Source organism: Streptomyces sp. NPDC127129, assembly GCF_042671585.1.
Taxonomy (GTDB): Bacteria; Actinomycetota; Actinomycetes; order Streptomycetales; family Streptomycetaceae; genus Streptomyces.
Genome location: NZ_JBHXTV010000016.1, coordinates 188,746 through 196,762, shown reverse-complemented (window position 1 = coordinate 196,762; position 8,017 = coordinate 188,746). Strand labels below are relative to the sequence as shown.

General features: G+C 67.4%; 7 protein-coding genes. All 7 read left to right on the top strand.

Going from position 1 to position 8,017, the window contains the following annotated elements:
- Window positions 1–150 precede the first annotated feature (150 nt).
- The 7 genes from ACFVGW_RS28700 (at window position 151) to ACFVGW_RS28670 (ending at window position 8,013) form a co-directional block, all read left to right on the top strand.
- The gene (locus tag ACFVGW_RS28700) at window positions 151–1,077 is read left to right on the top strand and encodes an ABC transporter permease (protein WP_383225462.1); all 927 of its coding nucleotides are present in this window, start codon (window positions 151–153) and stop codon (window positions 1,075–1,077) included.
- Window positions 1,070–2,023, top strand: a complete 954-nt coding sequence (locus tag ACFVGW_RS28695; protein ID WP_383297339.1) for an ABC transporter permease — start codon at window positions 1,070–1,072, stop codon at window positions 2,021–2,023. Before ACFVGW_RS28700 ends, ACFVGW_RS28695 begins: the two co-directional genes overlap by 8 nt.
- Window positions 2,024–2,040: 17 nt before the next feature.
- The gene (locus ACFVGW_RS28690; protein ID WP_383225465.1) at window positions 2,041–3,099 is read left to right on the top strand and encodes an ABC transporter ATP-binding protein; all 1,059 of its coding nucleotides are present in this window, start codon (window positions 2,041–2,043) and stop codon (window positions 3,097–3,099) included.
- Window positions 3,092–4,240, top strand: coding sequence for an ABC transporter ATP-binding protein (locus ACFVGW_RS28685; RefSeq protein ID WP_383225467.1), 1,149 nt, complete (start codon window positions 3,092–3,094; stop codon window positions 4,238–4,240). Before ACFVGW_RS28690 ends, ACFVGW_RS28685 begins: the two co-directional genes overlap by 8 nt.
- A 153-nt stretch (window positions 4,241–4,393) precedes the next feature.
- On the top strand, window positions 4,394–6,019 hold the full coding sequence (locus ACFVGW_RS28680) for an ABC transporter substrate-binding protein (protein WP_385853966.1): 1,626 nt from the start codon (window positions 4,394–4,396) through the stop codon (window positions 6,017–6,019).
- Window positions 6,020–6,101: 82 nt separating this feature from the next.
- The gene (locus tag ACFVGW_RS28675) at window positions 6,102–7,025 is read left to right on the top strand and encodes an ABC transporter permease (protein WP_385853965.1); all 924 of its coding nucleotides are present in this window, start codon (window positions 6,102–6,104) and stop codon (window positions 7,023–7,025) included.
- The gene (locus ACFVGW_RS28670; protein WP_383228858.1) at window positions 7,018–8,013 is read left to right on the top strand and encodes an ABC transporter permease; all 996 of its coding nucleotides are present in this window, start codon (window positions 7,018–7,020) and stop codon (window positions 8,011–8,013) included. Before ACFVGW_RS28675 ends, ACFVGW_RS28670 begins: the two co-directional genes overlap by 8 nt.
- Window positions 8,014–8,017: the final 4 nt, after the last annotated feature.

The following is an 8,017-nucleotide window of genomic DNA, read 5'->3' as shown; positions in this document are numbered from 1 at the left end:
CCCCACCTGTCTTCTTCACACTCACCCCGGGCTCCCACAACACACCAACCCCCCCCCCAACCCCCCCCCCCCCCCCCCCCCCCCCCGCGCCCGGGCCCGGGGGGGGGGGCCCCCCCCCCCCCCCCCCCCCGCTTCTCGCGAGGAGGACCCATGGGCCGGTTCGTCATCCGACGAATCCTTCAGATGGTGCCCGTCTTCATCGGCACCACGTTGATCGTCTATTTTCTCGTTACGCAGATGGGTGGCGACCCCATCCAGAATCTGTACGGCGAGAAGCCAGTACCTGACAACATCAGAGCGACGCTGACCGAGCAGTACCACCTGAACGAGCCATTCCTCATTCGGTACTGGTACTACTTCAGCGGACTCCTCCAGGGTGACTTCGGTGAGTCCATCGCGCAGGGCCGGCCCATCGTCGAGCTCCTCGCCGAGGCCTGGCCCGAGACGCTGAAGGTCGCCGGTGTGGCCTTCGTCTTCGAGCTCGTCATCGGCGTCGTCGCCGGTGTGCTCGCGGGCATGCGCCGCGGCAGCTTCATCGACAACCTGGTGCTCGTCTCCACCCTGACCGTCATCGCCATCCCGATCTTCGTGCTCGGCAATGTCGGCCAGACCTTCCTCGGACAGGAATGGGGACTGTTCCCCGTCGCCGGCACCGACGACGGATTCATCAGCTACATGCTGCCGGGTATGGTGCTCGGCTCCGTCTCGCTCGCGTACATCGCGCGACTGGCACGGGCATCCGTCGCGGAGAACCTCCGCGCGGACTACATCAGGACCGCGAAGGCCAAGGGCCTTCCGAAGAGCCGAGTCATCGGCATCCACGTGCTGCGCAACTCGCTGATCCCCGTGGTCACCTACCTGGGCGCCGACCTCGGCTCCCTCATGGGCGGCGCCATCGTCACCGAGGGCATCTTCAACATCCCCGGTGTGGGCTTCCAGTTGTTCAGCTCGCTCAACGTGGAGGACGGACCGGCGGTCGTCGGATTCGTCAGCCTGCTGGTGCTCGTCTATCTGATCACCGCGCTGATCGTCGACCTGCTGTACGCCGTGCTTGACCCGAGGATTCGCTATGAGTAACGCGTTCAAGGCGCCTGAAGAGGCCTACACCGAGAGCATGGCCGGCACCGTCGCGCCGGGTCCGGCCGTCACCAAGCAGGAGAAGCCGCGCAGTCTCGCCCAGGACGCGTTCCGGGACCTGATCCGCCGGCCGATGTTCCTCGTGTCGGCGGTCCTCATCCTCGCCATCCTGACCATCGCCGCCTTCCCGGGCCTCTTCACCAGCGTCGAGCCGCTCGACTGCGACCTGAAGAACTCGATGGCCGGCCCCAGCGGCGATGCCTGGTTCGGCTACAACTTCCAGGGCTGCGACGTCTATTCGCAGACCATCTACGGCACCCGCAACTCGGTGATCGTGGGTGTGCTGACGACGATCTTCTCGCTGCTCATCGGCGGACTCGTCGGTGTCCTCGGCGGTTTCTTCGGAAAGTGGACGGACGCCCTCCTCTCGTTCGTCACCAACGTCTTCTTCGGACTGCCGCTGCTGCTCGCCGCGATCGTCATCCTGAACAACTTCCGTGACGAGAAGGGCATGCGCAACGCCGGTGTGATGGCCGTGGTCATCACGCTCTCCGTCGTCGGCTGGATGTCCATGGCGCGCGTCATGCGCGGTGCCGTCATGCAGGTGAAGCAGGCGGACTACGTCGCCGCGGCCCGTTCGCTGGGTGCCTCCACCTGGCGGCTGATGTTCCGTCACGTCATGCCGAACTCCGTCACCCCGGTGATCGTGGTCGCCACGATCTCCCTCGGTGTCGTCATCGGCGCGGAAGCGACGCTGAGCTTCCTCGGTATCGGCATCAGGCCCCCGGCCATCTCCTGGGGCGTGATGATCTCCGAGGCGCAGCAGCGCATCTCCCAGGGGCTGCACCCGCTGCTGTTCCCGTCCGGAATGCTCACCATCACGGTGCTCGCCTTCATCATGCTCGGCGACGCGGTCCGTGACGCCTTCGACCCGAAGCTGCGCTGAGAGTAAGGACGAACGCAGTGACCACCATCGACAAAACCGCGAGCGTCCCCGCGCCGCGCGACGGCGCGACCCACGACGGTCCGCTGCTCGACGTACGCGACCTGCACGTGGAGTTCCGCACCCGTGAGGGTGTCGCCAAGGCCGTGAACGGCGTCTCGTACTCCGTGAACGCCGGCGAGACCCTCGCCGTGCTCGGCGAGTCCGGTTCCGGCAAGTCCGTGACCGCGCAGGCCATCATGGGCATCCTCGACACCCCGCCGGGGTTCGTGACCAAGGGAGAGATCCTCTTCCGCGGCCAGGACATGCTCAAGATGTCCGAGGACGAGCACCGCAAGCTGCGCGGCAGCAAGATCGCGATGATCTTCCAGGACGCGCTGTCCTCGCTCAACCCCGTGCTCAGCGTCGGCTACCAGCTCGGCGAGATGTTCCGGGTGCACCAGGGCCTCTCCAAGAAGGAGGCCAAGGCCAAGGCGATCGAGCTCATGGACCGGGTGAAGATCCCGGCCGCCGCGGCGCGGGTCAACGACTACCCGCACCAGTTCTCCGGCGGTATGCGCCAGCGCATCATGATCGCGATGGCGCTCGCCCTCGAGCCCGACCTGATCATCGCGGACGAGCCCACCACGGCGCTCGACGTGACCGTCCAGGCCCAGGTGATGGACCTGCTCGCGGAGCTCCAGCGCGAGCTCAACATGGGTCTGATCCTGATCACCCACGACCTCGGCGTCGTCGCCGACGTCGCGGACAAGATCGCCGTGATGTACGCGGGCCGGATCGTCGAGCAGTCGCCGGTGCACGAGATCTACGCGCGCCCGGCCCACCCGTACACCAAGGGTCTGCTCGACTCGATCCCGCGCCTGGACCAGAAGGGCCAGGAGCTCTACGCGATCAAGGGTCTGCCGCCCAACCTGCTCAAGATCCCCTCGGGCTGCGCCTTCAACCCGCGCTGCCCCAAGGCGGACGACGTCTGCCGCACGGAGATCCCGGCGCTCGCGCCGGTCAGCGAGCAGGACGGCACGGAGCTGCCGGGCCGCGGCAGCGCCTGCCACTTCTGGAAGGAGACGATCCATGGCTGAGCTCAGCAAGAAGGATGAGGCCGCGGACGCGACTCCGAACGTCACCGAGGTCCACGCGGTCGACGCCGCGAGCGAGGCGGAGGCCGTAGCCGCCATCGAGGCGCCGGTGGAGCGCGGTGAGCCGATCCTGCAGGTGCGCAACCTGGTCAAGCACTTCCCGCTGACCCAGGGCATCCTGTTCAAGCGCCAGGTCGGCGCGGTCAAGGCCGTGGACGGGGTCTCCTTCGACCTCTACCAGGGCGAGACCCTCGGCATCGTGGGCGAGTCCGGCTGTGGCAAGTCCACGGTCGCCAAGCTCCTGATGAACCTGGAGAAGGCGACCGCGGGCGAGGTCTTCTACAAGGGCCAGGACATCACCAGGCTGTCCGGCCGTGCCCTGAAGGCCGTCCGCCGGAACATCCAGATGGTGTTCCAGGACCCGTACACCTCGCTGAACCCGCGCATGACGGTCGGCGACATCATCGGTGAGCCCTTCGACATCCACCCCGAGGTGGCCCCGAAGGGCGACCGGCGCCGCAAGGTGCAGGAACTGCTCGATGTGGTCGGTCTGAACCCCGAGTACATCAACCGCTACCCGCACCAGTTCTCCGGCGGTCAGCGCCAGCGCATCGGCATCGCCCGGGGCCTCGCGCTCAACCCGGAGATCATCATCTGCGACGAGCCGGTCTCGGCGCTGGACGTCTCCGTCCAGGCGCAGGTCATCAACCTGATGGAGAAGCTGCAGGACGAGTTCAACCTCTCCTACGTCTTCATCGCGCACGACCTGTCGATCGTCCGGCACATCTCGGACCGGGTCGGCGTCATGTACCTCGGCAAGATGGCCGAGATCGGTACGGACACGCAGATCTACGACCACCCGACGCACCCCTACACCCAGGCGCTGCTGTCGGCGGTCCCGGTCCCGGACCCCGAGGCCCGCGAGGGCCGCGAGCGGATCATCCTCACGGGTGACGTCCCCTCGCCGGCCAACCCGCCGTCGGGCTGCCGCTTCCGCACCCGGTGCTGGAAGGCGGAGGAGAAGTGCTCCACGGAGATCCCGCTCCTGGCGATCCCCGAGCGCTTCCAGGGCGCGGACACCCCGGCCGCGCACGAGTCGGCGTGTCACTTCGCCGAGGAGAAGGACGTCGTCCACGCCGGATGACCGACTGACCCCGTTCGAGGCGTGTGGCGCCCGGCCGATGCGGCGGGGCGCCTCACGCGTTTCTTCTCTTGGGTGTCGTAAAGGTGCATAGCGGTATCACTCGGGTGATATTGGGGCTCTCGGTAGTGACCAGAGATCCTCGGGAGGCACCTGATGCGTGGAGCCACGCACGCCAAGTGGACCGCACTGGCCGCCGCCGTCGCCCTCACGGTGACGGCCTGCGGCGGCGGAGGCGACGGCGGAGGCGGTGGCGCCGACGGCATCGTGAGCTCTTCGTGGGGTGATCCGCAGAACCCGCTGGAGCCCGGGAACACCAACGAGGTCCAGGGCGGCAAGGTCCTGTCCATGATCTTCCGCGGGCTGAAGCAGTACGACCCGAAGACCGGCGAGGCCAAGAACATGCTCGCCGAGAACATCGAGACGACCGACTCGACGAACTTCACCATCACCCTCAAGGACGGCTGGACCTTCTCCAACGGCGAGCAGGTCACCTCGCAGTCCTTCGTGGACGCCTGGAACTACGGCGCCTCCCTGAAGAACAATCAGAAGAACGCCTTCTTCTTCGGCCAGATCGAGGGCTACGACCAGGTCCACCCCGAGTCGGGCGAGCCGACCGCGGAGACCATGTCCGGCCTCAAGGTCGTCGACCCCAAGACGTTCACGGTCAAGCTCACCCAGAAGTTCTCGACCTGGCCGGACACCCTGGGCTACGCCGCCTTCGCCCCGCTGCCCCAGTCCTTCTTCGACGACCACGCGGCCTGGCTCGACAAGCCCGTCGGCAACGGCCCGTACACCGTCTCCTCGTACACCAAGGGCTCGCAGATGGAGCTCCAGCGCTGGGACGACTACCCCGGCGCGGACAAGGCGCAGAACGGCGGCGTGACCCTCAAGGTCTACACCGACAACAACACCGCCTACACGGACCTGACGGCCGGAAACCTCGACCTCGTCGACGACGTGCCCGCCTCCCAGCTCAAGAACGTCCAGGCGGACCTCGGCGACCGGTACATCAACGTGCCGGCCGGCATCATCCAGACCCTCGGCTTCCCCTTCTACGACCCGGCGTGGAACAAGCCGGGGCAGGAGAAGCTCCGCCAGGGCCTCTCGATGGCGATCAACCGCGAGCAGATCACCGACCAGATCTTCCAGAAGACCCGCACCCCCGCCGTCGACTGGACCTCCCCGGTCCTCGGCGAGGACGGCGGCTTCAAGGACATCTGCGGCGACTTCTGCAAGTACAACGCCGAAGAGGCGAAGAAGCTGGTCGCCGAGGGCGGCGGCATTCCCGGCGGCACGATGACGATCTCGTACAACGCCGACACCGGCTCCCACAAGGAGTGGGTGGACGCCGTCTGCAACTCCATCAACAACGCCCTCGGCAACAACCGGGCCTGCGTCGGCAACCCCGTCGGCACCTTCGCCGACTTCCGCAGCCAGGTCAGCACGCAGAAGATGAAGGGCCCGTTCCGCGCCGGCTGGCAGATGGACTACCCGCTCATCCAGAACTTCCTGCAGCCGCTGTACTACACCAACGCCTCGTCCAACGACGGAAAGTACTCCGACCCGGAGTTCGACAAGCTCGTCGACCAGGCCAACGCCGAGTCCGACATCACCAAGGCCGTCGAGACCTTCCAGAGCGCCGAGGAGGTCCTGCGCGACGACATGGGCGCGATCCCGCTCTGGTACCAGAACGGCAGCGCGGGCTACTCCGAGCGGGTCTCCAACGTGCTGCTGAACCCCTTCAGCGTCCCCGTCTACGACCAGATCAAGGTCAACTGACGCAGCTCGTCGGCGTACGGCCCGGCCCCGCGTCCCTCCGCGCGCCGGGCCGTACGACGTCCTCACACCCACGGAGCCCCTCATGGGTCGTTATGTGATCCGGCGTCTGCTGCAGATGATCCCGGTCTTCATCGGCGCCACCCTGCTGATCTTCCTGATGGTGAACGTGATGGGCGACCCCATCGCCGGCCTCTGCGGCGACCGCGCCTGCGACCCGGCGACCGCCGCCCAGCTGGAGAAGGAGTTCGGCCTCGACAAGCCGGTGTGGCAGCAATACCTGACCTACATGGGCAACCTCTTCACCGGCGACTTCGGCACGGCGTTCAACGGCCAGCCGGTGACCGAGCTGATGGCCAGCGCCTTCCCCGTCACCATCAGGCTCACCATCGTCGCGATCCTCTTCGAGATCATCATCGGCATCAGCCTCGGCGTCCTGACGGGCCTGAAGCGCGGCCGCCCGGTCGACACCACGGTCCTCCTGCTCACCCTCGTCGTGATCTCGATCCCGACCTTCGTCACCGGCCTGCTGCTCCAGCTGCTGCTCGGCGTGGAGTGGGGCTGGATCAAGCCGGCCGTCTCGCCCGAGGCCCCCTTCAACGAGCTGATCGTCCCCGGCCTCGTCCTCGCCTCGGTCTCCCTCGCCTACGTCACCCGGCTCACCCGGACCTCGATCGCCGAGAACAAGCGCGCCGACTACGTCCGCACCGCCGTCGCCAAGGGCCTCCCGCGCCGCCGGGTCATCTCCCGGCACCTGCTGCGCAACTCGCTCATCCCGGTGGTCACCTTCATCGGCGCCGACATCGGCGCGCTGATGGGCGGCGCCATCGTCACCGAGCGGATCTTCAACATCCACGGCGTCGGCTACCAGCTCTACCAGGGCATCGTCCGCCAGAGCACCCAGACCGTCGTCGGCTTCGTGACCGTCCTCGTCCTCGTCTTCCTGGTGGCCAACCTGATCGTCGACCTCCTGTACGCCGTCCTTGACCCGAGGATCCGCTATGCCTGAGCCCCTCACGCCGCATGAGCCGTTCGACGACGGGCGTGCCATCGACCACACGGGGGCGGGCGGCGCCACGGACCTCGCCATGGAGGAGGGCGAGTCGCTGGAGAAGACCCCCGGCGGCCCCCTCGGCACCGGCCCCGCGGGCAAGCCCCGTTCCCTGTGGTCCGACGCCTGGCACGACCTGCGCCGCAACCCGGTCTTCATCATCTCGGGACTGATCATCGTCTTCCTGGTGATCATCTCCATCTGGCCGTCCCTGATCGCCAGCGGCGACCCCCTCCAGTGCGACCTCTCCAAGGCCCAGGAGGGCTCCCAGCCGGGCCACCCCTTCGGATTCAACGGCCAGGGCTGCGACGTCTACACCCGTACGGTCTACGGCGCCCGGACCTCCGTCAGCGTCGGCGTCCTCGCCACCCTCGGCGTCGCGATCCTCGGCTCCCTCCTCGGCGGCATCGCCGGCTTCTTCGGCGGCGGCTCGGACGCCGTCCTCTCCCGGATCACCGACGTCTTCTTCGCCATCCCGGTCGTCCTCGGCGGACTCGTCCTGCTGTCGGTCGTCACCAGCAACACGATCTGGCCCGTCATCGGCTTCATGGTGCTCCTCGGCTGGCCGCAGATCTCCCGCATCGCCCGCGGCTCGGTCATCACCGCCAAGCAGAACGACTACGTGCAGGCGGCCCGCGCGCTCGGCGCCTCCAACTCCCGCATGCTGCTGCGCCACATCACCCCGAACGCCGTCGCGCCGGTCATCGTCGTGGCGACCATCGCCCTCGGTACGTACATCTCGCTCGAAGCGACCCTGTCCTACCTGGGCGTCGGGCTGAAGCCGCCGACCGTCTCCTGGGGCATCGACATCTCCTCGGCCTCGCAGTACATCCGCAACGCCCCGCACATGCTGCTCTGGCCGGCGGGCGCGCTCGCCATCACCGTGCTCGCGTTCATCATGCTCGGCGACGCGGTGCGCGACGCCCTCGACCCGAAGCTGAGGTAGCCGC